General features: G+C 73.6%; 24 protein-coding genes. 9 read left to right on the forward strand and 15 right to left on the reverse strand.

The window, feature by feature from the left end; genetic code table 11:
- Positions 1 to 62 precede the first annotated feature (62 nt).
- Both cobO and SPOPO_RS0122270 read right to left on the reverse strand, forming a co-directional pair.
- A complete protein-coding gene (cobO, locus tag SPOPO_RS0122265) occupies positions 63 to 677 on the reverse strand; it encodes a cob(I)yrinic acid a,c-diamide adenosyltransferase (RefSeq protein ID WP_019877318.1) in 615 nt (204 codons plus the stop codon).
- Positions 677 to 2,647 carry a VWA domain-containing protein gene (locus SPOPO_RS0122270; RefSeq protein ID WP_019877319.1) on the reverse strand — a complete coding sequence of 657 codons (1,971 nt, stop codon included), beginning with the start codon at positions 2,645 to 2,647 and terminating at the stop codon, positions 677 to 679. The genes cobO and SPOPO_RS0122270 overlap by 1 nt, the downstream gene beginning before the upstream one ends.
- Positions 2,648 to 2,769: 122 nt before the next feature.
- On the opposite strand from SPOPO_RS0122270, the gene SPOPO_RS31135 reads away from it, so the two are divergent.
- Positions 2,770 to 4,389, forward strand: a complete 1,620-nt coding sequence (locus tag SPOPO_RS31135) for an FG-GAP-like repeat-containing protein (protein ID WP_019877320.1) — start codon at positions 2,770 to 2,772, stop codon at positions 4,387 to 4,389.
- 30 nt (positions 4,390 to 4,419) lie between these two features.
- Here the strand turns inward: SPOPO_RS31135 and SPOPO_RS0122280 are convergent, their stop codons facing one another.
- The 5 genes from SPOPO_RS0122280 to SPOPO_RS0122300 all read right to left on the reverse strand — a co-directional run bounded on the left by SPOPO_RS0122280 (position 4,420) and on the right by SPOPO_RS0122300 (position 9,786).
- On the reverse strand, positions 4,420 to 4,878 hold the full coding sequence (locus SPOPO_RS0122280) for an RrF2 family transcriptional regulator (RefSeq protein WP_019877321.1): 459 nt from the start codon (positions 4,876 to 4,878) through the stop codon (positions 4,420 to 4,422).
- A gap of 73 nt (positions 4,879 to 4,951) precedes the next feature.
- On the reverse strand, positions 4,952 to 6,463 hold the full coding sequence (locus tag SPOPO_RS0122285) for a cobyric acid synthase (RefSeq protein ID WP_019877322.1): 1,512 nt from the start codon (positions 6,461 to 6,463) through the stop codon (positions 4,952 to 4,954).
- Complete coding sequence (locus tag SPOPO_RS0122290) at positions 6,460 to 7,413, reverse strand: cobalamin biosynthesis protein (RefSeq protein ID WP_033385152.1); 954 nt, start codon at positions 7,411 to 7,413, stop codon at positions 6,460 to 6,462. The genes SPOPO_RS0122285 and SPOPO_RS0122290 overlap by 4 nt, the downstream gene beginning before the upstream one ends.
- Positions 7,367 to 8,842: a hypothetical protein gene (locus SPOPO_RS0122295; protein WP_156870131.1), complete on the reverse strand. Its 1,476-nt coding sequence runs from the start codon at positions 8,840 to 8,842 to the stop codon at positions 7,367 to 7,369. Before SPOPO_RS0122295 ends, SPOPO_RS0122290 begins: the two co-directional genes overlap by 47 nt.
- A 20-nt stretch (positions 8,843 to 8,862) precedes the next feature.
- Complete coding sequence (locus SPOPO_RS0122300; protein WP_019877325.1) at positions 8,863 to 9,786, reverse strand: NAD-dependent epimerase/dehydratase family protein; 924 nt, start codon at positions 9,784 to 9,786, stop codon at positions 8,863 to 8,865.
- 114 nt (positions 9,787 to 9,900) lie between these two features.
- On the opposite strand from SPOPO_RS0122300, the gene SPOPO_RS33970 reads away from it, so the two are divergent.
- Positions 9,901 to 11,571 (forward strand): lysylphosphatidylglycerol synthase domain-containing protein, encoded by a 1,671-nt coding sequence (locus tag SPOPO_RS33970; RefSeq protein ID WP_019877326.1) that lies wholly within the window; start codon positions 9,901 to 9,903, stop codon positions 11,569 to 11,571.
- On the opposite strand, the gene SPOPO_RS33190 is transcribed toward SPOPO_RS33970, so the two are convergent.
- A complete protein-coding gene (locus SPOPO_RS33190) occupies positions 11,528 to 11,875 on the reverse strand; it encodes a hypothetical protein (protein ID WP_019877328.1) in 348 nt (115 codons plus the stop codon). The genes SPOPO_RS33970 and SPOPO_RS33190 overlap by 44 nt on opposite strands.
- Before the next feature lie 113 nt (positions 11,876 to 11,988).
- Between SPOPO_RS33190 and SPOPO_RS0122320 the strand changes: the two genes are divergently transcribed.
- Genes SPOPO_RS0122320 through SPOPO_RS31150 form a run of 3 tightly spaced genes read left to right on the forward strand, consistent with a single transcriptional unit; the run spans position 11,989 to position 15,816 of the window.
- A complete protein-coding gene (locus SPOPO_RS0122320; protein WP_211210948.1) occupies positions 11,989 to 13,014 on the forward strand; it encodes an extracellular solute-binding protein in 1,026 nt (341 codons plus the stop codon).
- A 28-nt stretch (positions 13,015 to 13,042) separates the two neighbouring features.
- Complete coding sequence (locus tag SPOPO_RS0122325) at positions 13,043 to 14,731, forward strand: ABC transporter permease (protein WP_019877331.1); 1,689 nt, start codon at positions 13,043 to 13,045, stop codon at positions 14,729 to 14,731.
- Positions 14,728 to 15,816, forward strand: coding sequence for an ABC transporter ATP-binding protein (locus SPOPO_RS31150; protein ID WP_156870133.1), 1,089 nt, complete (start codon positions 14,728 to 14,730; stop codon positions 15,814 to 15,816). Before SPOPO_RS0122325 ends, SPOPO_RS31150 begins: the two co-directional genes overlap by 4 nt.
- A 22-nt stretch (positions 15,817 to 15,838) precedes the next feature.
- Here the strand turns inward: SPOPO_RS31150 and SPOPO_RS0122335 are convergent, their stop codons facing one another.
- Complete coding sequence (locus SPOPO_RS0122335; protein ID WP_156870135.1) at positions 15,839 to 17,290, reverse strand: protoporphyrinogen/coproporphyrinogen oxidase; 1,452 nt, start codon at positions 17,288 to 17,290, stop codon at positions 15,839 to 15,841.
- A gap of 130 nt (positions 17,291 to 17,420) precedes the next feature.
- On the opposite strand from SPOPO_RS0122335, the gene arfB reads away from it, so the two are divergent.
- Positions 17,421 to 17,843 carry an alternative ribosome rescue aminoacyl-tRNA hydrolase ArfB gene (gene arfB, locus SPOPO_RS0122340; RefSeq protein WP_019877334.1) on the forward strand — a complete coding sequence of 141 codons (423 nt, stop codon included), beginning with the start codon at positions 17,421 to 17,423 and terminating at the stop codon, positions 17,841 to 17,843.
- A 114-nt stretch (positions 17,844 to 17,957) separates the two neighbouring features.
- Here the strand turns inward: arfB and SPOPO_RS0122345 are convergent, their stop codons facing one another.
- From SPOPO_RS0122345 to SPOPO_RS0122360, 4 genes are read right to left on the reverse strand one after another with little or no spacing between them, the layout of a single operon-like run.
- Positions 17,958 to 18,707 carry a sulfite exporter TauE/SafE family protein gene (locus SPOPO_RS0122345; RefSeq protein ID WP_019877335.1) on the reverse strand — a complete coding sequence of 250 codons (750 nt, stop codon included), beginning with the start codon at positions 18,705 to 18,707 and terminating at the stop codon, positions 17,958 to 17,960.
- A 12-nt stretch (positions 18,708 to 18,719) separates the two neighbouring features.
- Positions 18,720 to 19,628, reverse strand: coding sequence for an SPFH domain-containing protein (locus SPOPO_RS0122350; RefSeq protein WP_019877336.1), 909 nt, complete (start codon positions 19,626 to 19,628; stop codon positions 18,720 to 18,722).
- A gap of 35 nt (positions 19,629 to 19,663) precedes the next feature.
- On the reverse strand, positions 19,664 to 20,086 hold the full coding sequence (locus SPOPO_RS0122355; RefSeq protein WP_019877337.1) for an NfeD family protein: 423 nt from the start codon (positions 20,084 to 20,086) through the stop codon (positions 19,664 to 19,666).
- Positions 20,087 to 20,115: 29 nt separating this feature from the next.
- Entirely contained in the window at positions 20,116 to 20,928 is an 813-nt protein-coding gene (locus tag SPOPO_RS0122360; RefSeq protein ID WP_033387161.1) for an ABC transporter ATP-binding protein, read from the reverse strand.
- Positions 20,929 to 21,025: 97 nt separating this feature from the next.
- On the opposite strand from SPOPO_RS0122360, the gene SPOPO_RS0122365 reads away from it, so the two are divergent.
- The gene (locus SPOPO_RS0122365) at positions 21,026 to 21,808 is read left to right on the forward strand and encodes a hypothetical protein (protein WP_019877341.1); all 783 of its coding nucleotides are present in this window, start codon (positions 21,026 to 21,028) and stop codon (positions 21,806 to 21,808) included.
- Here SPOPO_RS0122365 and glgA read toward each other — a convergent pair.
- Positions 21,787 to 22,971, reverse strand: a complete 1,185-nt coding sequence (gene glgA, locus SPOPO_RS0122370) for a glycogen synthase (RefSeq protein ID WP_019877342.1) — start codon at positions 22,969 to 22,971, stop codon at positions 21,787 to 21,789. The two genes, SPOPO_RS0122365 and glgA, sit on opposite strands and share 22 nt — an antisense overlap.
- A 56-nt stretch (positions 22,972 to 23,027) precedes the next feature.
- Between glgA and glgC the strand changes: the two genes are divergently transcribed.
- On the forward strand, positions 23,028 to 24,266 hold the full coding sequence (gene glgC / locus SPOPO_RS0122375; protein WP_019877343.1) for a glucose-1-phosphate adenylyltransferase: 1,239 nt from the start codon (positions 23,028 to 23,030) through the stop codon (positions 24,264 to 24,266).
- Positions 24,267 to 24,289: 23 nt separating this feature from the next.
- Positions 24,290 to 25,489, forward strand: a complete 1,200-nt coding sequence (serB, locus tag SPOPO_RS0122380) for a phosphoserine phosphatase SerB (protein ID WP_019877344.1) — start codon at positions 24,290 to 24,292, stop codon at positions 25,487 to 25,489.
- A gap of 1 nt (position 25,490) precedes the next feature.
- Here serB and SPOPO_RS0122385 read toward each other — a convergent pair whose 3' ends face one another.
- Positions 25,491 to 26,552 (reverse strand): alpha/beta hydrolase family protein, encoded by a 1,062-nt coding sequence (locus SPOPO_RS0122385; RefSeq protein WP_019877346.1) that lies wholly within the window; start codon positions 26,550 to 26,552, stop codon positions 25,491 to 25,493.
- Positions 26,553 to 26,554 lie beyond the last annotated feature (2 nt).

The following is a 26,554-nucleotide window of genomic DNA, read 5'->3' on the forward strand; positions in this document are numbered from 1 at the left end:
CCCGAAACTCCCCCGCGTGCAGCCGTCGCGGACCAGGATCGGTCGAACGTCTCATGTCCCGCTCACCACTCGATCCCGCGCTGCCCCTTTTGCCCGGCGTCCATCGGGTGCTTGATCTTGGTCATCTCGGTGACCAGGTCCGCGGCCTCCAGCAGCGCCGGCGGGGCGTGGCGTCCGGTGATGACGACGTGCTGGTGTCCGGGCCGGTTCGCCAGGGTCTCGACGACGTCGTCGACGTCGACCCAGCCCCAGTGCATCGGGTAGGTGAACTCGTCGAGGACGTAGAGGGTGTGCGCCTCGGCGCCGATGCGGCGCTTAATCTCGGCCCAGCCCTCGGCGGCGTCGGCGGCGTGGTCCTCCTCCGACCCGGCCTTGCGGGCCCAGGACCAGCCCACGCCCATCTTGTGCCACTCGACCGGCCCGCCCTCGCCGGTCTGCTCGTGCAGCCGCCCGAGCGCGCGGAAGGCCTCCTCCTCGCCGACCTTCCACTTCGCGCTCTTCACGAACTGGAAGACCCCGATCGACCAACCCTGGTTCCAGCCGCGCAGCGCGAGGCCGAACGCGGCGGTCGACTTCCCCTTCATCTCGCCGGTGTGGACGATCACCAGCGGACGGTTCCGGCGCTGACGCGTCGTCAGGCCGTCGGCGGGGACGGCGGTCGGTACTCCTTGCGGCATCAGGCGGCCCTCCGGACGGAGCGCACGGCGCCGGCGAGGCCACCGCCGCCCTCGAGCTCGTGCAGCCGCAGCAGCGGCGCGTTCAGCAGGGTCGCGATCCCGCCGGCGAGGCCCAGCCGGACCGGGCCGTCCTCGCAGTCGACGACGACCGCCGCGACCCCGTCCGCCGCCAGGGCGGCCGCGGCGCGGTGGGCGAGGGCGAGCGGGTCGCCCGGCGTTCCCGGGGCCGCGGTGGCGCGCCCGTCGGTGACGAGGACCAGCAGCGGCCGCCGGGCCGGGTCCCGCAGGCGCTCGACGGCAAGGACGTGCCGCGCCTCGGCGAGCCCGGCCGCGAGCGGCGTGCGCCCGCCGGTGGGCAGGTTCCGTAGCCGGGCGGCCCCGGCCTCGACCGAGGACGTCGGCGGCAGGTCCAGCGTCGCGTCGGCGCCGCGGAACGTCACCAGGCCGACCTTGTCGCGGCGCTGGTAGGCGTCGAGGAGCAGCGAGAGGACCGCGGCCTTGACCGCGCCCATCCGGGTGCGGGCGCCCATCGAGCCGGAGGCGTCGACGCAGAACAGGACGAGGTTGCCCTCGCGGCCCTCGCGCACGGCCTCGCGCAGGTCGCCGGGGCGCAGTCGCAGCCCCTGCCCGGGCTCGCGGCCGCGCTCGCGCTGGAACGGCGCCGCGGCGCGCAGAGTCGCGGCCGCGTGCAGGGCCCCGAGGCGTCCGATCGGCCGGCGCGCACCCGAGGTGTGGCCCGAGGGCGTCTCGGCGCGGGAGCGCCGGCCCGGCGTCCCCGTCCCGATGCCGGGGACGGTCAGCAGCTTCGCGCGGTACGTCGCCTCCGGCGGGGTGACCTGCTCGGGCACGACCCCGCCGCCGGCCCCCGCGGGGGGCGTGACGTCAGCGGGATCGGTCGTCATAGCGCTCGATTCCGCTGACGTTGCGGGGTTTCCGCCGCCGCCACCGCCGCCACCGCCGCCATCACCGCCGTCGGGGTCGGGCTCGGGCGGCGGACCGGACTCCTCAAGGGCCTTGTCGAGCTGGGCCTCGTCGAGGCCGGGGGCGTCGAACGGGTCGCGGCGGCGTCGGTGCGGGAGGGCGAGGCGCGCGGCGGCGCGGACGTCGTCCGCGGTCACCTGCGCCCGGCCCTGCCAGGCGGCGTGGGCGCGGGCGGCGCGGGCGATGACGAGGTCGGCGCGCATCCCGTCGACCTCGAACTCCGCGCAGACGCCGGCGATCCGCTCCAGCTCGGCGTCCGGCAGCGACACGTGCGGCAGCAGCTCGCGGGCGGAGGCGATGCACTCGGCGAACTCGGCGTCCGCCGGGGCCCAGACGGCGGCGAAACGGTCCGGGTCGGCCTCGTACTGCATCCCGCGGCGCACGATCTCGGCGCGGACCGCGGGCTCGCGGCTGGCCGCGACGTGGACCGTGAGCCCGAAACGGTCGAGCAGCTGAGGCCGCAGCTCGCCCTCCTCGGGGTTCATGGTCCCGACGAGCAGGAACCGCGCGGCGTGCGAGACCGAGACCCCCTCCCGCTCGACGTAGCAGCGGCCCATCGCCGCGGCGTCGAGCAGGACGTCGACGAGGTGGTCGTGGAGCAGGTTCACCTCGTCCACGTAGAGCACGCCGCGGTGCGCGGCGGCGAGCAGGCCGGGCTCGAAGCTGCGGACGCCTTCGGTGAGCGCGCGCTCGAGGTCCAGCGAGCCGACCACCCGGTCCTCGGCGGCGCCGACGGGCAGCTCGACGAGCCGGGCGCGGCGGCGGTCGGTGGGCGCCTCGGCCCGGTGCGGCCCGTCCGGGCAGTCGGGGTCCGGCGCGGCCGGGTCGCAGGCGAAACGGCAGGTTGCGACGACGTCCTGCTCGGGCAGCAGCGCCGCGAGGGCGCGCACGACCGTGGACTTCGCGGTCCCCTTCTCCCCGCGGACCAGCACCCCACCGATCTGGGGCGCGACCGCGTTCAGGGCGAGCGCGAGCTTGAGGTCGTCCATCCCGACGACGGCGGAGAACGGATATCCGGCAGGCACCGGGCGAGCCTATTTCCCCGTCACACGCGGGTTCCCCCCGGCGCGTCCGGCCCGCGTATTCGAGCCCCATCAGTCACATTAACCCCATGCGTTACAGCTCCGACCGGTGTCCCACCCCGTCCGCCGCCTGGCTGACCGCTGCCCTGCTCAGCGGCGGACTCGTGCTGGCGGCCGGCGGGCCGGCCGGCGGGGCGGCGGGGCCGGTGACCGCACCGGCCGCGTGCCGGGGCGCGGCGGGCGACACCCTCGCGGGCGACCTGAACGGCGACGGGTTCGGCGACATCGTCGTGACCGAGTACGGCCGGACGCGGCTGCAGGGCGGGATCCACGTCTACTACGGCACCGCGAACGGCCTGACCGCCGAGCCGGCCGGGACCGCGCCGGACGACGAGTTCCTCACCCAGGACTCCCCCGGCGTCCCGGACAAGAGCGAGGACTCCGACGAGTGGGGTGCCGCGCTCGCCGTCGCGGACTTCAACGGCGACCGGTGCGCGGACGTCGCCGTCGGGGCGCCCGGGGAGAACGGCACGACCGGGGCCGTGACGATCCTCTACGGCTCGCCGACGGGCCTGATCACCGCGACGGGCAGGCCGCGGCCGCTGCACCTGAGCCAGAACACCCCCGGCGTCCCGGACGCGGCCGAGCCCAACGACCGCTTCGGGGCCGCGCTGGCCGCCGGCGACTTCGACGGCGACGGGCTCGCGGACCTCGCCGTCGGTGCCCCGGGCGAGACGAAGGGCAAGGCGTTCGGCTCCGGCTACGTCACCGTCCTGTTCGGCGCGTCCGGCGGCCTGAACGCCGGCCGCAAGGCCGCGGACCTGCGCCCCGGCCGCGGCGTCGTCGGGGGCAAGGCCGAGGACTCCGACGCGTTCGGCACGGCGCTCGCGGCCGGCGACGTCACCGGGGACGGCATCGACGAGCTGATCGTCGGCATCCCCGGCGAGGACGGCCGCGGCGCGGTCGCGCTCCTGCGCGGGACCCGGGACGGGTTCACCGCGCCCGCCGCGGCGTTCGACCGTGGCACGGCGGGCGTGGGCAAGCCGACCTTCGGCGACGCCTTCGGGTCTGCCCTGACGACCGGAGACTTCAACGGCGACGGCCGGACGGACGTCGCGATCGGGATGCCCGGCGCGGACCGCAGCCGTGGGGCCGTCGCGGTGCTCCACGCCGCCGCCGGTGGGCTCTCGGCGCCGCAGCTGTGGCGCCAGGGCGACGACCGGGTCTCCGGCGCGGCGCAGGACGGCGACCGCTTCGGGGCGGTGCTCGCCGCCGGCCGCCTCGCCGAGGGCAGGTACGACGGCCTGGCGATCGGCACGCCCGGCGACTCGGTCGAGGCGCCCGGTGGGACGGTGGCGAACGCCGGCTCGGTGACCGTGCTGCTCGGCTCGGCGCAGGGCCTGCGCGCGAAGGGCGCGCTGCTGGTCAGCCAGGCGACGCCCGGTGTCGGGGGCGACCCCACGACCGGGGATCGCTTCGGCGCGGCCCTGCTCGTGCGGAAGCTGGGCAGCGGCCCGGCCCGCCTGGTCATCGGGTCCCCGGCCGAGGGCGCCGCCGGCACGCCGAACCACCGGGCCGGCGCGTTCACCGTCCTCGGCGCAAGAGCAACCGGCCCGACCGGGACCGGGTCCGAGTTCTGGGACCTCGCCCGTCCCGGCACCGCCGGCGACCCCGCCCGCGGCGTCTTCCTCGGCTACGCCCTCGGCTGACCCCCCGACCCCTGCGGGCCGGCGGGGTGGTCAGCGGCGGTGCCAGGCGTCCTCGGAGCGGGTGCGGTCGACGGCCGCCTGCGGGAGGTCCTTGGCGAGGAGGTGCGCGACGGTGACGTCCTCGAGCACCTCGCGCAGGCTGGAGCGGACGGCGATCCAGACCGACTGCAGGGCCTCGGCCGAGCCCTCGTAGGAGACGTCCTCGGGCGCGCGGCCGTGGACGCTGACCAGCGGGCCGTCGGTGGCGCGGATGACGTCGGCGACGGAGATCTCGCTCGCCGGGGTCAGCAGGACCCAGCCGCCGGCCTGGCCCCGCTGGCTCGCGACGAGCCCCGCCCGGCGCAGGTCGGCGAGGACGGCGAGCAGGAAGTCGCGCGGAATGTCCTGGGCGGTGGAGATCGACTCCGCCGAACGCGGGCGGTCGCTGTCGTTGCCCGCGATCTCGATCAGGGCGCGCACCGCGTAGTCGACCTTCGCGGAGATCTTCAACGCGCCCTCCTGGCTGTCGGCAGTCGTCCCGGCCCGACGTCCGGAGCAAACCCGAACATCAGTGCTCTACTCACTATTGAACCGCAGATTCAAGGATCGACCGCAGCACCGGCAGCCCGCGGGGCGCGCCGCCGCCGATCAGGGCGTCCAGCGCGGCGGCGTCGAGGTGGTCGGCGATCAGGTCCCCCAACACGTCGAGCCGGGCCTCCCGGACCTCCGCGAAACTCACCTCGCCGACCGGCCGGAAGTCCCGGCCCGCCGCGGCGGCGACCTCGGCGAGGAACGCGCGCCGGAACGCGTCGGACTCCAGCGCGCCGTGCCAGGTCGTCCCCCACACCGCGCCGGCGCGGCAGCCGTCGAGGAACGGGGCGGCGCCCGCGTCGGGGCGAACCCGGCCGTGGTGGATCTCGTAGCCGCGCACCGGGTGCCCGTACTCCTCGCCCGCCGTGCGGCCGACGGTCTTGCGGGGCTCGAAGACGACGTCGGCGGGCAGCAGACCCAGGCCCGCCACGGCCCCGGCGCGGGACTCGACCTCGTCGGTGATCGTCCGCGCGAGCATCTGGTACCCGCCGCAGACGCCGAGGACGGGCCGGCCCGCCGCCGCCCGCGCGAAGACGGCGTCGGCGAGGCCGCGCTCCCGCAGCCAGGCCAGGTCGGGAACCGTCGCCCGGGTGCCCGGCAGCACCACGAGGTCGGCGTCACCGATCTCCTCCGGCGCCGTCACGAAGCGGACCACGACGCCGGGCTCGGCCGCGAGCGCGTCGAGGTCGGTGAGGTTCGAGATCCGCGGGAAGCGGACGGCGGCCACGCGCAGGACGTCCGCCCCGGCCGCGGCGGTCGTGCCCGGCGCGGGGCCGGCGGCGTCGAGGGTGAGCGAGTCCTCGGCGTCGAGCCACAGGTCCGGCAGCCAGGGCAGGACGCCGTAGGTCGGACGCCCCGTCAGTTCGCGCAGGCGGTCGAGGCCGGGCACGAGCAACGACGGGTCACCGCGGAACTTGTTGACGACGAAGCCCGCGATCAGCGCCTGGTCCGCCGGGTCGAGGACGGCCAGCGTGCCGAACATCGCGGCGAGCACGCCCCCGCGGTCGATGTCGCCGACGACCACCACCGGCAGGTCGGCGGCGCGCGCCAGGCCGAGGTTCGCGATGTCGTCCGCGCGCAGGTTGATCTCCGCGGGGCTGCCCGCGCCCTCGCAGATCACGACGTCGTAGCGCGCGCGGAGGTCGGCGAGCGAGTCGAGGACGGTGCTCATCAGCTTCGGCTTGAGGTCGCGGTAGGACCGCGCGGTCACGTCGGCGACCGGTTCGCCGAGGAGGACGACCTGCGAGCTGCGGTCGCTGCCCGGCTTGAGCAGCACCGGGTTCATCGCGGCCTCGGGCTCCAGCCCGGCCGCCGCGGCCTGCATCGCCTGCGCCCGGCCGATCTCGGCCCCGTCCGGCGTCACGGCGGAGTTGTTCGACATGTTCTGGGCCTTGAAGGGCGCCACGGCGACCCCGCGTCGGTGCAGCCAGCGGCACAGGCCGGCGGTCAGAACACTCTTGCCGGCGTCCGACGTCGTGCCCGCGACGAGCAGGGCGCCCTTCACCCGGACCAGCCCTGACGGTCCGTCAGCACCGTGGCGAGCACGGTGAGAGCGGCCGCGCCGAGACCGACCGCTCGCGAGAGCCGGACCGCCCGGCCGATGTCGGCGACCTCGGGCTCCCGTCCGGCGGCGTGCAGCGTGCCGCGGGTCTCCGTCGCACCGGAGTAAATGTTCGTCCCCCCGAGCCGGACGTCGAGCGCACCGGCCGCCGCGGCCTCGCACCACCCGGCGTTGGGGCTCGGGTGGTCGCGCCGATCCGCGGCGAGCACGGCCGCGGCCTGCCGGGAGCAACCGCCGACAGCCCGCGCGGCCGGGACCGTGAGCAGACCGGTCAATCGGGCCGGCAGGTAGTTCGCGACGTCGTCGAGACGCGCGGAGGCCCACCCGAAACTCCGGTACCGCTCGTTGCGGTAGCCGACCATCGCGTCGAGCGTGTTCACCGCGCGGTACCCGACCAGGCCCGGCACCCCGGCCACCGCGCCCCAGAGCAGCGGGGCGACCACGGCGTCGCCGGTGTTCTCCGCGACCGACTCGACGGTGGCGCGGGCGAGGTCCTTCTCCCCCAGCCCCGACGGGTCCCGGGCGCACAGGTGCGAGAGCCGATCCCGTGCGGCGGGCAGATCGCCGACCTGGAGATGACGGGCCATCAGATTTGCCTCGCGCCCGAGGCTGGTCCCCCCGAGCACGGCCCACGTCGCGACCGCCGTCAGCGCCGTGGCGGCCACCGACGATCCCGCCGCGCGCCGCTGCAGGAACGCGGCGGCGACCACCGGTACACCGACGGCGAGGGCGGTGTACCGCGCCCCGGCGGCACGGGAGTCGCGCCAGGTTGCTCGTTCGAGGGCGGCGGCCGCCCGTCCGAACCCCGCGACCGGGTGCCCGCGCCGCGGGTCGGCGAGCAGAGCGTCAGCCAGGACGCCCAGCGCCAATCCCGTCGCGCGCGTCCGTCTCACGCCCGGCGACGTTAGCGGACGGCTCCTCCGCCGCCGTCACCCGCAGGCGGGCGGCCCACCAGGCCGCCGCCGCGACCGCCCCGATTCCCGCCAGCCAGATGCCGTGTCGCACCCACACCTCGGCGCCGGAGCCCTCCTGGTACGGCGGCAGGAAGACCTTCCAGCCGTCGTAGAGCGGGTTGTCGACCTTGTCGAACGCAAAGACCCAGGTGATGCGGCGGTCCCAGCCGTCGGCAAGAAACGCTGCCATCGCGAACAGGCCGACGAACGCGAGCGCCGCGGCGCCGACCAGCACCGCGGGCGGCGACGTCGAGAGCCACCAGGCGATGACCAGCACCAGCAGCGGCAGGATCACGACGATCTGCCGGCCGGGCGACCAGAACCCGCTCATCGTCAGCGCGACGAAGGTCGCGACCAGCCACCCGGCCGTCGCGGGCACCACCAGCGCCGTCCAGTGCCGCGGCCGCACCGCGATCAGCGCCGCGACCGCGGGGATCACCAGCAGCCACGCCGGCTGCCAGGCCGCGATGCCCCAGTGCTGGTCGATCAGCAGTCCGGTGAGGCGCTGGCTGCGCGCGAGGTAGTTCGGGTCGGTCCCGACGACGGCGAACTCCCCCGGCCCCTGGAAGAAGTCGCCGGAGGCGTAGACCGTCCACCCGCCCCAGACGATCTTGTGCACGACGAGATAGATCGCGCCCATCGCGGCGAACACGCCGACGAGCACTGCCGCCGCCAGGCGGCCCCGGTCGCGCCACAGGCGCCACAACCCGACCAGGGCGAGCATCGCCGCCACCGCCGAGTACTTCACGCTCAGCCAGGGCAACGCGACGACGGCGAGGACGAACGCCACCTGCGCCCGGCGGGACCAGGAGCCGGTCAGCGCGGCGACGGCGACCAGCGCCGCCAACGCGGCCGGCATCTCGGGGTAGACCTGCTGCGCGTAGATCGCCAACGGCGGCGAGGCGAACGCGACCGACACGACGGCGGTGGCGAGCGAGGGCCGGACGCCGAGGCGCCGGACCGCGATCCACACCGTGAGAGCCGCAGCCAGGCCGGCCAGCACGCAGACCGTCGCCTTCGCGGCCTCGAAGCCCCACAGCCCCATCGGTGCGGCGATCAGGATCGGCAGCAAGGGGTCGTGCGGACTGATCTGGCTGCCGTCGGCCTTGGGTTCGGTCTGCACCGGCAGGTTGGCGTCGTGGAACGCGCGCCAGCGACGGTCGTAGAGCTCGTCGGAGATGTCGAGGTCGCCGTCCTCGGCGAGCGACAACGCGGTGAGCAGGTACTGCGGCTCGTCGACCGCCGCGCGGCCGCCGATCGTGGCGCGAACGTCGATGCCGAGCAGCCCGACCGTCAGCGCGACCACGAACGCGGCCAGCATCGCCGCCGCGACGACCCGTCGCGGGGCCGCGGCCGCCGACGAAGTCACGCGGTCAAGCCGTTCCGCGGTCACGCAGGGACGCGGCCGGACTCCGCGACCCGGTCGAAGTCGGTGGCTGCGATCTGACGGGCCACCACATCGGCCAGGTCGGTGTGCGGCACGAAGCCGACGATGCTCTCCAGGCGCCGGGTGTCGGCGCGGGTGTCGGAGACCTCCTCCGGCCCGGCCGGCTCGACGCGCGTCTGCACGTCGACGTCCAGCGCCGTCGCGATCGCGTCGATCATCGCGTCGAGGCGGATCGGGACGCCGGTTCCGACATTGACCGGCCCGGGCTCGTCCGCGTCGAGCAGAGCGACCAGCGCACGGGCGGCGTCACGGACGTCGGTGACGTCCCGCGTCCGCTCCGGACCGCCGAGGATGCGCAACGGACGACCCGCGCGGGCCGCCTCGATCCACATCGACAGGGCCATGTCCGAGCGCTGACCCTCGCCGGCGACGGTGAACGGCCGCGCGATGACCACCCGGCCCCCGGCCTCGTTGTGGTCGCGGCAGAGGGCCTCGGCGAGTGCCTTGCTCGCGGCGTACCCGCCGCGCGGGTTCAGCGGGTCGGTCTCGGCGCACGGGCGCCCGCCGGTCGAACCGCCGTAGATCGAGGACGAGGTCGCGACGACCACGGTCGTGCGCCGGGACGCGGCACCGAGCACCGCGGCGGTGGCCAGCACGTTGTCGCGGTGCCGGTACCAGGCGACGTCGGTGCGGGAGTCGCGGACACCGGGGCAGCCGGCGAGGTGGATGACGCCGGCGGCCTCGCGGATCGCGTTCACCGCGACCCCGTCGGGCCCGAGCAGGTCGGCGTGCAACTCGGTGTGCCGCGGGCCGAAGGGCACGCCGCCGCGGCGGTCGATGCCGATCACCTCACGCCCGGCGGCGAGCAGACGCGCCACGACGGCCTGACCGAGGAAGCCGGCCGACCCGGTGACCACGACTGCCATGCTTTCTCCTCCATCGCGCTCGGGACGCCGCCGGTGACAATGCGTACGCGGGGGCAAGGCTAGCCTGGCCTTTCTCAAGAAAGGTGCATGCGCGAGTAGCGACAGGAGCGGCGAGTGCGAAAGGCACGCACGGTGATCGGCATCGTCGTGCTCGCCCTGTCGGTGGTGTACCTGGTCCAGGTCGTCGACGGTCCGGTGCTGCGGGAGACCGCTGAGGCCCTGGCCGCCTCGCCGGGTCCGCTCGCGCTCGCGCTGCTCTGCTACGCGGCCGCGTTCGCCCTGCGTTCCTGGGCCTGGACCCGCACGCTGCCGGGCCTGGAGTTCAGTCAGTCGTGGGCGGCGCTGCACGTCTCGGTGCTCGGCAACCACGTCCTGCCGTTCCGACTCGGCGAGATCCTGCGGGTGACGTCGGTGCTGCGGCGCACGTCCTTGGCGGTCGGGCCGGTCACGGCCACGACGGTGACGCTGCGACTGGCCGACCTGCTGTCGGTCGCGGTCCTGGCGCTGGTCGCGGTCCCCGGCCTGGCCGGCGAGCTGATCGGTGCGTGGGCCTGGATCCTCGCCGTCGCGCTGGCCGCGGCGGCGGTGCCGGTGCTGGTGTGGGCGCGGCGGCTGCTCGCCCGCGGTCCGGGCGAACGCGTCCGGCTCCCGGCCGCGACGATCGTCGGGACCGCGTTCGTCGCCTGGGCCCTGGAGGCCACCCTCGCCTGGCAGGTCGCGCACGCCGCCGGCGTCTCGCTCGACTACCACGAGGCGATCGCCGTCACCGCGGTCGCGATCGCCGCACAGACGGTCGCCCTCACGCCCGGGGGCATCGGCTCCTACGAGGCCGCGGGCACGGCGGCGCTGGCCGCGCTGGGCGTCGACGCCGGCACCGCCTTCGCGATCGCGCTCGCCACCCACGCGGTCAAGACCGCGTACTCGCTGGTGGTCGGCGGCGTCGCCCTGGTGACACCGGCGCCGGGCTACTGGGGCAACCTGCGCCTGCCGCGCGTCACCCCGCCCCGGCCCGAGCCGTACCCGGTGGCGCCGGACGCGCCGGTGGTCGCGGTCATCCCGGTCTACAACGAGCAGGACGTCGTCGCCGAGGTCGTGCGCCGTCTGCCGGCGACGGTCGAGGGCCGCCCGTTGGTCTGCATCGTCGTCGACGACGGCTCGGCCGACGCGTCCGCCGCCCGCGCGGCGGACGCCGGCGCCGTTGTCGTCCCGCACGAAGTCAATCGTGGCCTCGGCGCCGCCGTGCGCACCGCGCTGCGCGAGGCGAGCGCGCTCTCCCCCGCCGCGGTCGTCTACCTGGACGCCGACGGCGAGTACGCACCCGAGGACCTCCCGACGGTCGCCGCCCCGGTCCTCGCCGGGACGGCCGACTACGTCGTCGGTTCCCGGTTCGCGGGCAACATCGAGCACATGCGCCCGCACCGTCGCCTCGGCAACCTCGTCCTCACCCGGTGGGTGCGTTGGACGGCGCGGCGGCGCGACCTGACGGATGGTCAGAGCGGGTACCGCGCCTTCTCAGCCCGAGCCGCCGCCGAGGCGGAGATCATCCACGACTACAACTACGCCCAGGTCCTGACGCTCGACCTGCTCGGCAAGGGTTTCGGATACGCCGAGGTCCCGATCCGCTACCACTTCCGCACCACCGGCGACTCGTTCGTCAAGCTCGGCCGGTACCTGAGAAAGGTGGTACCGGCCGTCCACCGCGAACTCAACGCCGACCGGCTCGCGGACCGTCCCCCGCTGCCTACGGCGCGCTGGCGGACCCGCTCGATGACCCCGACCCGCTGACCGAGCCGCTGCTCGAGCCGCTGCCCGCGGTCGACCCGCTCGGCGACGCCGTGCCGCCCGGGCTCGCCGTGCTCGCGGACCCGCTCGACGCCCCGCTCGACGACCCGCTGCTCGAGCCCGAGCTGCTGCCCGACGAGCTGCCCGACGAGCTGCCGCCACCGGAGGAGATGCCCTCCTCCTCGGTCAGGTTGCGGACCTGGCCACCGTCGTCGTCCCCGCAGGCCGACAGGCCCGCGACGCCGACCACCAGGCCGGCGGCGAGGATCAGTCGGCTTCCGACGACACGGGTACGGCGCAGTCTCATTTCGGTGTCCTCACGTGAGTTCTCGGCCAGGTCGCGTACGACAATGTCAGGTCGCGGGGTTAGGTTAGGCTGCCCATCGGGTGGCTGACGATCAACGTGCAAGGGTGTGAGTCGTGTTCCGCAAGTCGCTCCGGATGCCCCTTCGAGTGGCCGCCGTCCTGACGCTGTGCCTCCCGTTCCTCGTCGCGTGCGGCGGTGACGACGAGAGCACGATCCGTGTCTACTCCGGTCGCCACTACGACCTCGAGGTGGCGTTCACGCAGTTCGCCAAGGAGACCGGCATCAACGTCGAGTTCCTCTACGGCGGCGACGCGGAGCTCCTCGAACGGATCAAGGCCGAGGGTGAGGACACGCCGGCCGACATCTTCATGACCGTCGACGCCGGCAACCTCTGGAACGCGGCCCAGCAGGACCTGCTGCTCCCGATCCAGTCCTCGGTGCTCGACGAGGCCGTGCCGGAGGGCCTGCGCGACCCGCAGGACCGCTGGGTCGGCCTGAGCATGCGGGTGCGCACCCTGATGTACAACCCCGACAAGGTGCAGCCGAGCGACTTCGACGCGACCGACTCCTACGCGGGACTCGGCGACCCGAAGTGGAAGGGCCGCCTGTGCATGCGGACGGCGACGTCGCCCTATGTGCAGTCCCTGGTCGCGCAGCTGATCGACAAGCAGGGCCGGGACCGCGCGCTGGAGATCGTGAAGAGCTGGGTCGCGAACGACGTCAACATCATCGGCGACGACGTGACGATCCTGAAAACCGTCAACGCGGGCGGCTGCGACGTCGCGATCACGAACCACTACTACCTGGCGCGACTGCTCGAGGACGACAGCAACTTCAAGGTCAAGCCGTACTGGGCGAACCAGGACGGCGAGGGCGTCCACGTGAACATCTCCGGCGCCGGGATTCTCAAGAACTCCGACAACGTCGCCGACGCGCAGAAGCTGCTGGAGTGGCTGGCCACGACCGGCGCCAACTCCTTCGTCGACGGCAACCACGAGTACCCGGTGAATCCGGACGTGAAGCCCGACGACCTGATCTCGGGCTTCGGCACCTTCAAGTTCCAGCCGATCAACGCGGAGGCGTACGGCAAGCTCAACGCCGACGCGATCGCGCTGATGTCGGAGGCCGGCTACCGGTGACCCGGGCGCCGGTGACGAGAGTCCGCGGGTGACGCTGCTCGACCCGGGCGTCACCGCGCCCGCCGCCGAACCCGGCCGGGGCCGCACGAGCGGCGCCGGGACCGGCCGACTCGGCTGGGCGCTCGGCGTCTTCGTGGTCGCCCTCGTCGCCGCGCTTCCGGTGATCGCCGTCGTGATCGACGCCGTCGCCGCCACCGGCCACGACGTGAAGTGGCCGCCGCGCCTCGGCGAGATGATCTGGACCACGTTCGTCCTGCTGATCGGCGTCGGGGCGCTGACCGTCCTGCTCGGCGGTGGGCTGGCCTGGGTCGTGACGGCCTACGACTTCCCCGGCCGGGGTGCGTTCTCGTGGCTGCTGGTGCTGCCGCTGGCGATGCCCGCGTACATCCTCGGGTTCATCTACCTGTCGGTCCTCGACTACCCCGGCCCGGTGCAGACGCAGTGGCGCGAGTGGTTCGGCCAGGACGCGTGGTTCCCGGACGTCCGCTCGACCGGCATGGCGATCCTCGTCCTGTCCCTGTGCCTCTACCCGTACGTCTACCTGCTCGCGCGCTCGGCGCTGCTGGAGCAGGCCCCGGCGACCTACGACGCGGCCCGGTCGCTCGGGTGCGGCCCGTGGCAGGCGCTGCGCCGCGTCGTGCTGCCGCTCGCCCGGCCGTCGCTGATGGCCGGCGCCGCGCTGGTGATGATGGAGACGCTGACCGACTTCGGCACCGTCACGTACTTCAACGTCGACACCGTCACGGTCGGGGTCTACCAGGTCTGGAAGGGCACGTTCGACCGGCAGTCGGCCACCGTCCTTGCCAGCCTCGTGCTCTCCTTCGCGATCCTCGTGATCCTCGCCGAGCGCCTGGCCCGCGGCCGCGCGCGGTACCTGCAACGAGGCGGGCCCGAGCGCGGCTTCACCCCGGTCCGGCTGACCGGCGCGCGAGCCTGGGCGACGACCGCCGCCTGCAGCGCGCTGCTCGGCGTCGCGTTCGTCCTGCCGCTGGGGCAGCTCGTGTGGTGGGCCGCGACGACCGACGAGGGCGGCTTCTCCAGCGTCGTCGACGACCGCTACCTGGACTACCTCTGGAACAGCCTGCGGATCGGCCTGATCGCCGCCGCGGGTTGCACCGCCGCCGCGGTCGTGATGGCCCACGCGGCGAAACTGACGCACGGTCGGCGGGTCGACGTCGCCGCCCAGCTCGCGACCGTCGGGTACGCGGTGCCGGGTGTCGTCGTGGCGATCGGCGTCCTCATCGTCTTCGCCTGGGCCGACGACGGGTTGGAGGGTCTCGGCGTCCCCGGCGGCACCGGGCTGGTCGTCACCGGCTCGGTCGCGGGCATCGTCTACGCCTACCTGGTGCGGTTCATGGCCCCCGCCTACCAGAGCGTCGACGCCTCGTTCGCGAAGATGTCCCCGTCGCTCACCGGTGCGGCCCTGTCCCTCGGGACCCGGCCCCGCCAGGTGCTGACCCGGGTCCACCTCCCGCTGGCTCGGGCCGGCGTGGCGGTGGCGGCGGTGCTCGTCCTCGTCGATGCGTTGAAGGAGTTGCCGATCGTGCTGCTGCTGCGGCCCTTCGGCTTCACCACGCTCTCGGTGCAGGTGTACCAGGAGGCGTCCGAGACCCGCTGGGAGAGCGCGGCCGTGCCCGCGCTCACGATCGTCGTCGTCGCGATGATTCCGGTGCTGATCCTGTTCCGGAAGATCCTCCCCGCGAAGGCGCTGACATGAGCGAGGGCATGCACGTGATCAGCGCGCCGACGTTCCCGCTGACGCTGGAGTCCGTCGTCAAGGACTTCGGGAAGACGCGCGCCGTGGACGGCATCTCGCTGACCGTCGGGCCGGGCGAGATCGTCGCGATGGTCGGACCGTCGGGCTGCGGGAAGTCGACGACGCTGCGGATGATCGCGGGCCTCGAGCGGCCGGACGCCGGCCGGGTGACCCTCGCGGGGCGGTGCGTCGCCGGGCCGGACGTCTGGGTCCCGGCCGAGCGCCGCGGCGTCGGCCTGGTGTTCCAGGACCACGCGCTGTTCCCGCACCTGACGGTGGAGAACAACGTCGGCTTCGGGCTCCCCCGGCGCTCGCCGGACCGGGCGGCGCGGATCCGTGAGGTCCTCGACCTGGTCTCGCTCGGCCCGCTGGCCGGGCGGTACCCGCACGAGCTCTCCGGCGGTGAGCAGCAGCGGGTCGCGCTGGCCCGCGCGCTCGCGCCGAAGCCGCCGATCGTCCTGCTCGACGAGGCGTTCTCCAGCCTCGACCGCGGGCTGCGCGCGCAGATCCGCACCGACACCGTCGCGATCCTCCGGCACACCGGCACGGCGGCGATCCTGATCACCCACGACCGTGACGAGGCCCTCGCCACCGGCGACCGCGTCGTGATCCTGCGCGCCGGTCGGGTCGAGCAGGACGCCTCCCCCGACGAGGCGTTCCACCACCCGGCCACGCGGTTCGTCGCGAACTTCGTCGGCGACGCGGTGTTCCTGCCGGCCGAGCGCGACGCCGGGATGCTGCACTGCGAGATCACCGAGCTGATCGCGCCGCGGGGGCTCGGGCACGGCGAGGTCGAGATCGTCGCGCGACCGCACGAGGTCACCCTCGACGCGGGTGGCCCGGGCAAGGGCGAGGTCACCGCCCTGGAGTTCCAGGGCGCGTTCATCCTCTACACGGTCGCGCTGAAGTCGGGCGTGACGATCCGCTCGCTGCAGCCGCACGAACTCCGGCTCGAGGTCGGGGCCCGCGTCTCCGTCGGGCTCGCGCCGGGAATCTCCCCGTCGCTGCTGGTGGACGGCGTCCGGCCGGCTCCGGCAGAGATCTGACGCTCCGTCATTTCTTCTGAGGTCAGTCCTCGACGACGTGGTCGGCGAACCGTAGTCGGGCCATCGCCCACGCGCCGTGGTCGAAGCCGACCGGAGTGAGCGCGTCCACCGCGTCGTAGGCCATCGCGAGGGCGTGGTGGGTGTTGTCGTGCGCGAACAGGCCCAGGCGTCCGAAGGTCGTGACGCCGGAGATGCCGCGGGCCCAGGTGTCGAGCGTCTCCAGCGCGGGCCCGTAACCCCGGGTGTAGACGGGGTACACGTGCTGAACCCGCCGGACGACGACCTCCTGCACGTTCAGCGGGGGCAGGCCGGTGCGGGCGAGGGTGTCGGTGACGATGCCGGTCAGCGTCGCCTCGTCGGCGGTGAACGTCGCGTCGTCCGGGGCGCACGGGATCTCGACGCAGAGCACGCTCCGGTCGCCCGGGTCATCCGCGCTCTCGCGGTAGTTGGTCGGCTCCGAGATCCGGGTGACCGGGGTCCCGTCCGCCGGGAGGTAGTGCGCGTCGAAGGACGTCCACCGGCCTCCGCCGTGGACCAGGTAGACCAGCACCATCGCCCGGAACGTCAGGCTCCCCGACGCCGCGAGCACCTCGGCCGGGGCGGGCGGGTCGGTCATCGCGGCCAGGCGCGGGAGCGGCACGGTCGAAAAGACGTGACGACCCGTCACCGTCGTGCCGTCGGCGGTGCGGACCTGCGGCGCCGAGTCGAGCCCGGATCGCGGCACCACCCGCTCGACCGGGCTGGAGAGCCGGATCTCCGCGCCGGCGGCGGTGGCCGCGTCCGCGAGCGCCTCGACGATCTGCCCGAAGCCGCGGCGCGGGTAGTGGAAGATCTGGCCCTGACCGGAGCCGCCCTCGCCGGTCGCCCGGCTGCGGCGGGCGCGGGAGAGGATCTTCACCGCGACCTTCCACGGGGTGTCCGCGGTGACGCGACGCCGCGCCTGCTCGCCGTCGATCTCGCCGCCGTCGAGGCCCCACAGCTTCCGCGCGTAGGGCTCGTAGAGCGCGCCGTAGAGCGTCGGCCCCAGCCCGGCACGCAGGACCTCGGCGTAGGTGTCCTGCCGTGGTTTGCGGAGCGGGTTGGTGAGCGCGTCACGGGCGATGCCGGCCAGCAGTGCCGGCGGCAACGCCTTGCCGAGCTCGACGGGCTTGAGCGGGAAGCCGACCCAGCTGCCCGCCACGCGCAGCCGGCCGTTGCGGGGCCGGGTCTGGAGGTCGTCGCCGAGGAGCCCGCGCAGGTCGGCGAGCAGCGCCGGCGCGGTCGCGGGGTGGAGCCGGTGGCTGCCGGCGTCGACGCGCATTCCGCCGACCTCGAAGCTCGCCGCCATCCCGCCGACGTAGGGAGCGGACTCGAGCACGACGACGGAGCGGCCGGTCCGCGCGGCACGCCAGGCCGCCGCCAGACCCGCGGGGCCGGCGCCCAGGATCACCACGTCCGCCGACGACCGGCCGGAGCGGGAGTTGCCTCGACTCACCGGGCCAACCAACCACACCGGCACCAAGCCGGCCCCAGCGGCCGCTCATGCCGCGCTCACGCGCAGTTCATCGGCTCGTCGCTCGCGGAAAGCTGTGGCCACGACGGGCGGCGCCGGGCATCCTGAGCCCATGATCGACGGAATCCGAGTCCGGTCGGTCAGCATCCCCGAGCGGGAGCTGACGTGGCGGTTCTCGCGTTCCTCGGGCCCGGGCGGGCAGGGCGTCAACACCGCCGACTCCCGCGTCGAACTGGTCTTCGACCTCGCGAACTCGGCCGCGTTCTCCCCCGCGCTGCGCGCCCGCGCACTGGAGCGCCTCGGCTCCCGCCTCGTCGACGGCACCGTCGTCGTCGTCGCGTCCGAGCACCGGTCCCAGCTCCGCAACCGCGAGGCCGCCGCCGATCGCCTCACCGCGATCCTGACCGAGGCCACCGCCCCGCCGCCCCGGCCCCGCCGTTCGACGAAGCCCTCGGCCGGCGCCACCGCCCGCCGCCTCGACGCGAAGTCCCGCCGGTCCCGGACCAAACGCCTCCGCCGCTCCACCGACGACTGAGCGCAGACTGCCCCGGCGTCCGCCTCCCCACCCGTGTCGAAAAAGTGTCGAAAAAGGGTGACACCCCTTACTGCGCAGTAAGGGGTGTCACCCTTTTTTGACAAGGGGCGCCGCTCAGGCGAGCAGGCGGACGATCGCGATAGACCCGATCGTGACGATGACCCCACGCAGCACGTTCGGCGGCAGCTTGCGGGCGATCCGCGCCCCCGTCAGACCGCCGACGATGGAGCCCGCGGCGATCAGGCCGACGATGCCCCAGTCGATGTCCTCGATCGCGAGAAACACGAGTGCTGCGACGAGGTTCGCCGTCAGGGCCAGGACGTTCTTGATCGCGTTGAGCACCTGCAGGTCCTCGGTGAGCAACGTGCCGAGCAAGCCCATCAGCAGGACGCCCTGCGCGGCGCCGAAGTAGCCGCCGTAGATGCCGGTCCCGAGGACGCCGAGGGCGAGCACGGCCCCGCCGTGATGCGGCCGGTGGGGCCGGGACGCGACCGCCGCCGTCAGCCGCGGCTGGAAGAGAACGAGCAACAACGCGATCCCGATGAGAATCGGCACGATCGCCTGAAACGCGCCCGGCGGGAGGGTGAGCAGCAGCAGCGCACCGATAACGGCGCCGACCGTCGTGCACGCGCACAGCCGACGCAGTCGCTCGCCCTGGCCGCGCAGTTCCCGCCGGTACGCGACGACCGCGGCGGTGGATCCCGGCACCAGGCCCACCGTGTTCGACACGTTCGCGAGCACCGGCGGGTAGCCGAGCGCGATCAGCGTCGGGAACGTGATCAGCGTGCCGGACCCGACGACGGCGTTGATCGCGCCCGCGCCCAGCCCGGCGACCGCAATGGCGATCGCGTCCCAGAAGGTCACGCGCCCGACGACTCAGCCGGTGCCGGGGCGGTTCGCGTCGGGGCCGAGGTTGCCGACCACCGAGCCCAGCCCCTCGAGCGCCTTGCCGATCTCGCTCGGCACGATCCAGATCTTGTTGGAGTCGCCGCGCGCGATCTCCGGCAGCATCTGCAGGTACTGGTACGCGAGCAGTTCCTGGTCGGGATTGCCGTCGTGGATGGCGCGGAAGACGGTCTGGATCGCCTCGGCCTCACCCTGGGCGCGGAGGATCTGCGACTCGCGCTCGCCCTCGGCGCGCAGGATCGCGGCGGCCCGCTCACCCTCGGCGGTGAGGATCTGCGACTGCTTGAAGCCCTCCGCGGTGAGGACGGCGGCGCGCTTGTCACGTTCGGCGCGCATCTGCTGCTCCATCGCGCCCTGGATCGTCGGCGGCGGGTCGATCGCCTTGAGCTCCACACGGTTGACGCGCAGACCCCAGCGGCCCGTGGCCTCGTCGAGGACACCGCGCAGCGCGGCGTTGATCTGGTCACGCGAGGTCAGGGTCTGTTCCAGCGTCAGACCACCGACGACGTTGCGCAGGGTCGTGACCGTGAGCTGTTCGACGCCGGAGATGTAGTCCGCGATCTCGTAGGTCGCGGCCTTGGGGTCGGTCACCTGGAAATAGATGACGGTGTCGATGCTGACGACGAGGTTGTCCTCGGTGATCACCGGCTGCGGCGGGAACGAGACCACCTGCTCGCGCAGGTCGATGAGCGGGTTGAGCCGGTCGACGAAGGGGACGAGCAGCGTCAGCCCGGCGCCGAGCGTCCGCTGGTACCGGCCGAGGCGTTCGACGATCCCGGCCCGGGCCTGCGGCACGATCCGCACCGAGCGCGAGAGCACGACGAGGACGAAGATGGCGATCGCCACCAGCGCGATGGTGACTGCGTCGCTGCCGTTCATGGATCTCCTCTTCGTCGCTGCGAATCGTGCGCCGGTCAGCCGACCAGCGCGGTCGCACCCTCGATCTTCAGCACGGCGATGGTCTGCCCCGCTGCGTACGTGCTCGCGCCGTCGTAGGAGCGCGCCGACCACACCTCGCCGGCGAGCTTGACCCGCCCCTCGTGCGGCCCGACGTCGGAGAGCACCAGGGCCTCCTGCCCGACGAGCGCCTCGACACCCGTGCGGATCTCCGGGGTGGTGCGCAGGTGCCGCATCGCGACCGGCCGCAGCAGGCCGAGCCCCGCGACGGCGACGACGATCGCGACCGCGACCTGGAGCGAGATGTGCCCGTCGGCGCCGGCGACGCCCGCGGCGGCCAGCGATCCGCCGGCCAGCATGATGAAGATGAGGTCGAGCGTCAGAACCTCGACGCCGGCCAGTGCCGCCGCCGCGATGACCCACCACACCCAGGCGTCCACGTGATCATCGTAGGGGGCGCGTGGGTGGCTCAGCCCGAAGCGAGGTGCAGCCGTTCCCGCCCGGCCAGTCGGGCGCTGTACCGGCCGCCGTCGTACCGCAGCTCGAGGCCGATGCCGAAACAGGACGTCAGGTTCGCCGAGGTCAGCGTGTGCTCGATGGGCCCGGCGGCGACGACCCTGCCCTCGCGCAGCATGAGCACGTGGGTCATGCCCGCCGGGATCTCCTCGACGTGGTGCGTGACCATGATCATGGCCGGGGAGCCCTCGTCGAGGGCGAGGTTCGAGAGCCGGCGGACCAGGTCCTCACGACCCCCGAGGTCGAGCCCGGCCGCGGGCTCGTCGAGCAGCACGAGTTCGGGGTCCGGCATCATCGCGCGGGCGATCTGGACGCGCTTGCGCTCACCCTCGGACAACGTCCCGTAGGTGCGCTCCGCGAGGTCGAGGACCCCGAGTGCGCGCAGCAGGATCTCGGCCCGCTGCCGGTCGAGGTCGGTGTACTTCTCCCGCCAGCGGCCGACCATGCCGTAGGACGCGGTGAGGACGACGTCGCGCACGATCTCGTTGCGCGGGAGCCGGTCCGCCAGGGCCGCACTGGCCAGCCCGACACGGGTGCGGAGCTCCGAGACGTCGGTCTCCCCCAGCGCCTCGCCGAGGATGGCCGCCCACCCCGAGGTCGGGTACAGCTGACCGGCGATGACCTGCAACAACGTGGTCTTCCCGGCGCCGTTGGGGCCGAGCACGATCCAGCGTTCGCCCTCGCGGATCTCCCACGTGACGTCGTCGAGCAGGCGCTTGGTGCCGCGGCGGACGACGACCTCGGCGAGGTCCAGAACCAGCGTCATGGGTTCACGGTACGCGAGCGGGGTGTGCACCCTGCGTGCAACGCGCGGCGGGGACGTGTGGACCTGCGCACGGGGTTCGACCGCTTACGCTCTTCCGATGGACAGCGTGCTCCGGTCGGGTCGATTCGTGGCGTGGGGCAACGCCGTGCTCGCCGGTCTGGTCTCCCCCGACACCGCCGCCGAACGCATCGCGGGCCGCGACGGCAGCCACCGTGTGCTGGAGTGGGCGGGGTCGGACGAGGACACCCTGACCGTCGCCCTCGCGCGGCTGCGCACCGCGGGCGTCACCGGTCTGCGTCTCGCCCTGCCGGTGCCCGGGGACCTGCTCGGCCTGCCCGGCCCGGCGGAGTTCAACGTCGACGCCCTCGACGCCGGCGAGGCGGTGCTGCTCGACGGTCCGCAGCCGTGGGGCCTGGTCCCCCAGGTCGGCGACGAGGACCCCGACGACTGCATCGGCATCGCGGTCCGCTGGCAGGCCTTCCGGGTTTCCGCCGGCCCCGGCGACCCGACCTCGCTCGCCGAGGCCGAGCGCGAGCTCGCGGAGACGATGCGCGCCGTCACCGACGCCCTGGACGCGCTCGAGGTCGCCCGCTGGCGACCCGAGGCGGCCGACCGCATCTCGGCGATCCGCTCCGGCCGCAACGGCGACCTGCTCGCCCCCGGCTACCCGGCCCGCGCGCACCGCGTGCTCGCGCTCGCGCAGCGGGTCGCGGCGATCGCCGAGCTCGCCGCGGACGACGACGGCGCCGCGTTCAACGTCAACGGCATGGCCGGGCGGGACGCGGAGCTCCGGGCGCTGGCGCGCGCGGCCCGGCGGGCCCAGCTGGCGGCCTACAACGCGGTGGCCACCGACGCCGGTCAGGACCTGAGGTTCGCGTAGAGCTGGTGGGTCCGGGCCGCGATCTCGGTCCAGGAGAACTGTGAGACGGCCCGCTCCCGGCCCGCCTTGCCCATCGCACGGGCGCGCTCGGAGTCCCGCAGCAGGGCGTTGACGGCCGCGGCGATGTCGGCCGCGAACGCGTCCGGGTCGCGCGGTGTGCCGGTGCCGTCGTCGACCTGGTCGATCGGGACGAGGATCCCGGTCTCGCCGTCGGCGACGACCTCGGGGATGCCGCCGGTGGCGGTCGCGACGACCGCGGTCTCGCACGCCATCGCCTCGAGGTTCACGATGCCCATCGGCTCGTACACCGACGGGCAGACGAACACCGACGCCGAGCTGATCAGCTCGACCAGCTCCGGCCGCGGCAGCACCTCGGAGATCCAGTGGACTCCGCTGCGCTCGCGCCGCAGCCCGGCGACGAGCTCCGACACCTCCTCCGCGATCTGCGGGGTGTCCGGGGCGCTGGCGCACAGCACGAGCTGGGCGTCGGGGTAGAAGTCCCGCGCGGCGTGCAGCAGGTGCGGCAAACCCTTCTGCCGGGTGATGCGCCCGACGAACAGCACGATCGACCGGTCCGGGTCGATCCCGTGACGCTTCATCAGTTCCGGCGAGGGCCGCGGGGAGTACTCGTCGGTGTCGATCCCGTTGTGGATGACGTGAACCTTCCCCGGGTCCACGTCCGGGTAGCAGCGCAGGACGTCGGCGCGCATGCCGGCCGAGACGGCGATGACCGCGTCGGCGGCCTCGACCGCCGTGCGCTCGACCCAGCTCGAGAGCTGGTAACCGCCGCCGAGCTGCTCGGCCTTCCACGGCCGCAGGGGCTCGAGGGAGTGGGTCGTCATCACGTGCGGGACGCCGTGGAGCAGCTTCGCCACGTGCCCGGCGAGGTTCGCGTACCAGGTGTGGGAGTGCACGACGTCCGCGCCCTCGCAGCCGGCGGCGATCTCCAGGTCGACGCCGAGGACGCCGAGCGCGGAGTTCGCGCCCTCGAGCCCGCCGGGGACCCGGTACGCCGACACTCCGTCGCCGTCCCGTGGCGCTCCGAAGCAGCGCACGCGTACGTCGGTGAGCCGCCGGAGCTCACGAGCGAGGTACTCGACGTGCACGCCGGCACCGCCGTAGACCTCCGGGGGGTACTCCCGAGTGAGCAAGTCGACCCGCATCCGAGGAAAGGTACTAGTGGCGGCTGAGCGTCGGGTGGGGGACTAACCTCACGGGCATGGCGTCGCCCCGGGTTCTTGCGATCGTCCTCGCCGGCGGCGAGGGCAAGCGGCTGATGCCGTTGACCGGTGACCGGGCCAAGCCCGCTGTGCCCTTCGGCGGCATCTACCGGTTGATCGACTTCGTGCTGTCGAACCTGGTCAACGGCGGTTACCTCAAGATCGTCGTGCTGACGCAGTACAAGAATCACAGCCTCGACCGGCACATCTCCCGGACCTGGCGCATGTCGACGATGCTCGGCAACTACGTCACGCCGGTCCCCGCCCAGCAGCGCCGGGGGCCGCACTGGTTCGCCGGCTCGGCCGACGCGATCTTCCAGAACCTGAACCTGATCGACGACGAGCAGCCCGAGCACATCATCGTCTTCGGGGCGGACCACATCTACCGGATGGACCCGCGCCAGCTCGTCGCCGAGCACGTCGAGTCCGGCCTCGGGGTGACGGTCGCCGCCGTCCGCCAGCCGCGCAGCCTTGCGGACCAGTTCGGCGTCATCACCGCCGACGACTCCGGCACCAAGATCGCCAAGTTCCAGGAGAAACCGACGGACCCGCCGGGCCTGCCGGACTCCCCCGACGAGATCTACGCCTCGATGGGCAACTACGTCTTCAAGACCTCGACGCTGGTGCGCGCGGTCACCGAGGACGCGATGGATCCGACCAGCCGGCACGACATCGGCGGCAACATCATCCCGAAGCTGGTCGCCCAGGGGCAGGCCGGCGTCTACGACTTCTCGCGCAACGAGGTGCCCGGCCCGCCCGGGCGGGAGATCGCCTACTGGCGCGACGTCGGGACCCTGGACGCCTTCTACGAGGCGCACATGGACCTGATCTCGGCCAACCCCGCGTTCAACCTCTACAACCGCGAGTGGCCGATCTACACCCTCCAGGACCCGTGGCCGCCGGCTCGCTTCGTCGGCGGGACCGAGGGCGTCACCGGCCACGCCGTCGAGTCGATGGTCTCCGACGGCGTCCAGGTCGCGGGCTCGGTCGAGCGCTCGGTGCTCTCCCCCGGCGTCGTGGTCGGCCGCAACGCGCGTGTCGAGGGCTGTGTGCTCCTCGACGGCGTACGGATCGGGCAGGACGCCGTCGTCCGCAACGCGATCCTCGACAAGAACGTGGTCGTCCCCGACGGCTTCCAGCTCGGCGTCCACGACAAGGACGCCGACCTCAAGCGCGTCTCGATCACCGACGAAGGCATCCGCGTGGTCGCGAAGGGCACCACGCTGGAACTGCCATGACCCACCCGGAGATGACGCGGTAGATGGCCGCCGACCGCACCCTTCTCGTGACGATCACCGGGCGGGACCGTCCCGGCGTGACCGCGGCCCTGTTCGACGCGCTGGTGGGGTACGACGTCGAGGTCGTCGACGTCGAGCAGGTCGTGATCCGCGGCCGGCTCGTGCTCGGGGTGCTGGTCGCGCCGGGGACCGAGGAGGCCGGGCTGCGTGCCGCGGTCACCAAGGTCGCGACCGAGCTGGGCATGGACGTCGAGATCGCATCCGGCACCGGCGACAACCTGCCCCGCCGCGACGGGCGGCTGCACGTGACCGTCCTCGGCCACCCGCTGCGGACCGCGGCGATGGCCGGCGTCGCGGCGCGGATCGCCGAGCGCGGGGCGAACATCGACCGGATCATGCGGCTGTCCCGCTCCCCCGTCACCAGCCTCGAGCTAGACGTCTCGGGCGTCACGGACACCGAGGACCTGCGGATCGCCCTCGCCGCCGAGGCCTCGGCCCGTGGCGTCGACATCGCCGTGCACCCGGCCGGGCTGCACCGCCGGGGCAAGCGGCTCGTCGTGATGGACGTCGACTCGACGCTGATCCAGGGCGAGGTCATCGAGATGCTGGCCGCGCACGCCGGCTTCGGCGAGCAGGTCGCGGAGATCACCGAGGCCGCCATGCGCGGGGAGCTCGACTTCGAGCAGTCCCTCCGCGCCCGCGTCGCCCTGCTTGCGGGGCTCGACGCCTCGGCCATCGACGAGGTGCGCGCGTCGGTCAAGCTCACCCCGGGCGCCCGGACGCTGATCCGGACGCTGAAGCGGCTCGACCACGAGGTCGCGATCGTCTCCGGCGGGTTCACCCAGATCACCGACGGTCTCGTCGCTGAACTCAGCCTCGACTACGCCGCGGCGAACACGCTCGAGATCGTCGACGGGAAACTCACCGGCCAGGTGGTGGGGCCGGTCGTCGACCGCGCGTTCAAGGCGCGGGCGCTCGAGCAGTTCGCCTCGCTCGCGGGGGTCCCGCTCTCGCAGACCGTCGCGATCGGCGACGGCGCGAACGACCTCGACATGCTCGCGAAGGCCGGCCTCGGCGTCGCGTTCAACGCCAAGCCGCTGGTCCGCCGGCAGGCCCGGGCCGCGATCAACGTGCCCTACCTCGACGCCCTGCTGTTCCTGCTCGGCATCTCCCGCGAGGAGGTCGAGGCCGCCGACGCCCTCGACGCCCTCGCCCCCAACTGACTCAGGACCGGGGCGAGATGCCCAGGTGGCGGCGGAGGAAGGCGATCGTCCGGTCCATCGACTCCGACCAGCGGCTGTAGAACGTGTGGCCCTCGCCGTCGTAGGTCAGCAGTTCGCTGTCGGCACCGGCGTCCACCAGCGCGCGCTGGGTGGCGGTCGCCCACCGGTACGGGCAGGTGTCGTCGACGCGGCCGTGGTGGATCAGCAGCGGGTCGGAGACGCGGTCGAAGTGCGACCGGGCGGACAGGCCCGCCCAGAACTCCGGCGCCTCGTCGGGCGTGCCGTACTCGGCGTAGATCCGGTCGGCCTGGTTCGGCCGGCTGCGCCGGGTGAAGTGCTCGACGTTCTCGTGGAGCAGTGAACTGACGGAGGCGTAGATGATCGCGGCCTCGACCAGGCCGGGCCGGACGACGAGCGCGTTCAGCGTCACTCCACCGCCCATGGACCGGCCGAGCATCGCCATCCGGTCCGCGTCGACGTACGGCTCCTGCTCGAGCGCGAGGACGGCCGCGATCGTGTCGCGGGTGTAGCCGAGACGGCTCTCCCGGTCGAAGTCGTCGACGGGCTCGTCGGAGCCCGCGTGCCCCCGGTAGTCGGTGTGCAGGACGACGAACCCGGCCCGGGCGAGCCGGTCCTGCTCCCGGGCGAGCCCCTGGCCCGGCCGGTAGACGTCCGGGTCGATGTACCCGTGGTTGAGCACGACGCCGGGGAACGGACCCTCGCCCCGGGGGCGCAGGAGGACGCCGGAGATCGTCAGGTCCCCCGCCCGGTAGGTGACCCGGGACCGTGTGTACGCGTCGGTCCGCGACTCGACCGCAACCGTCCGGATCCGGCTCGCCGGGAGCTCCTCCCGCATCACCGCCGCCAGCGACCGCTCGTCGGTCACCTCGGGCAGCGCGGGGCCGTCCGGGGCGTCGGGGGAGGCCGTCGGAACCACCGACGGAGCGGTGCTCGCCGACGGCGCCTCCGCACCGGCGGGCTGTGCCCCGTCGTCGCTGCAGGCGGCGAGGGCGCTGAGCGCGAGCAGCACCGCTCCGACGCCGGTGGTGCGCGCGCGGGACACCG

Source organism: Sporichthya polymorpha DSM 43042 (genome assembly GCF_000384115.1).
Taxonomy (GTDB): domain Bacteria; phylum Actinomycetota; class Actinomycetes; order Sporichthyales; family Sporichthyaceae; genus Sporichthya; species Sporichthya polymorpha.

Excerpts from the sequence above, each read along its gene's own strand:
- cobO (WP_019877318.1), bottom strand. The coding sequence starts at position 677 with ATGCCGCAAGGAGTACCGACCGCCGTCCCCGCCGACGGCCTGACGACG.
- SPOPO_RS0122270 (WP_019877319.1), bottom strand. The coding sequence starts at position 2,647 with ATGGACGACCTCAAGCTCGCGCTCGCCCTGAACGCGGTCGCGCCCCAG.
- SPOPO_RS31135 (WP_019877320.1), top strand. The coding sequence starts at position 2,770 with ATGCGTTACAGCTCCGACCGGTGTCCCACCCCGTCCGCCGCCTGGCTG.
- SPOPO_RS0122300 (WP_019877325.1), bottom strand. The coding sequence starts at position 9,786 with ATGGCAGTCGTGGTCACCGGGTCGGCCGGCTTCCTCGGTCAGGCCGTC.
- SPOPO_RS33190 (WP_019877328.1), bottom strand. The coding sequence starts at position 11,875 with ATGAGACTGCGCCGTACCCGTGTCGTCGGAAGCCGACTGATCCTCGCC.
- SPOPO_RS31150 (WP_156870133.1), top strand. The coding sequence starts at position 14,728 with ATGAGCGAGGGCATGCACGTGATCAGCGCGCCGACGTTCCCGCTGACG.
- arfB (WP_019877334.1), top strand. The coding sequence starts at position 17,421 with ATGATCGACGGAATCCGAGTCCGGTCGGTCAGCATCCCCGAGCGGGAG.
- SPOPO_RS0122350 (WP_019877336.1), bottom strand. The coding sequence starts at position 19,628 with ATGAACGGCAGCGACGCAGTCACCATCGCGCTGGTGGCGATCGCCATC.
- SPOPO_RS0122360 (WP_033387161.1), bottom strand. The coding sequence starts at position 20,928 with ATGACGCTGGTTCTGGACCTCGCCGAGGTCGTCGTCCGCCGCGGCACC.
- SPOPO_RS0122365 (WP_019877341.1), top strand. The coding sequence starts at position 21,026 with ATGGACAGCGTGCTCCGGTCGGGTCGATTCGTGGCGTGGGGCAACGCC.
- glgA (WP_019877342.1), bottom strand. The coding sequence starts at position 22,971 with ATGCGGGTCGACTTGCTCACTCGGGAGTACCCCCCGGAGGTCTACGGC.
- glgC (WP_019877343.1), top strand. The coding sequence starts at position 23,028 with ATGGCGTCGCCCCGGGTTCTTGCGATCGTCCTCGCCGGCGGCGAGGGC.
- serB (WP_019877344.1), top strand. The coding sequence starts at position 24,290 with ATGGCCGCCGACCGCACCCTTCTCGTGACGATCACCGGGCGGGACCGT.